This window comes from Virgibacillus indicus (genome assembly GCF_002266285.1).
In the GTDB taxonomy this organism is placed as follows: domain Bacteria; phylum Bacillota; class Bacilli; order Bacillales; family Amphibacillaceae; genus Virgibacillus_K; species Virgibacillus_K indicus.
This window is the reverse complement of sequence record NZ_NPMS01000073.1, coordinates 1-388: the sequence shown is the minus strand read 5'-3', so window position 1 is coordinate 388 and position 388 is coordinate 1. Positions and strand designations below refer to the sequence as shown.

At 67.0% G+C, this 388-nt stretch carries 1 protein-coding gene; it reads right to left on the bottom strand.

Annotated elements, in window-relative coordinates; translation table 11 throughout:
* A partial coding sequence (locus CIL03_RS19520) for a hypothetical protein (protein WP_206207727.1) occupies positions 1–388 on the bottom strand: 388 nt, incomplete at both ends.

The window sequence follows — 388 nt, the reverse complement described above, 5'->3', positions numbered from 1 at the left end:
AGGTTGCCGGTGCCCGCCGCCACGTTCACGCCGATGTTGCCGGAGGCGCCAGAGAAGGCACTGCCGGACAACGCCGAGGTGTTGGTCGCGTTGACGTTCACCCAGCGCGTGGTGCTGACCGTGCCGCTGAGGCTGGCGTACAGATCGGCCACGCCCAGTTCGACGAACTGGCTGGTACCGCTCTCACGCGTATCGAAGCCCAGGCCGCCCACCCCCGGCCGGTTGGGGTTCATCGTGGCGTTCTGGATCTCGTTGTCCAGGTCGATGTGGCCGGTGCTGTTGCCACCCGGGTGCGGCAGCTCGCCATTCCACGTATCCAGGTAGTAGTTGGCCATCTGGTAGGCGTTGCCGGTGCCGCGGTAGGTGCCCGCGCCATAGGCCAGGGTCA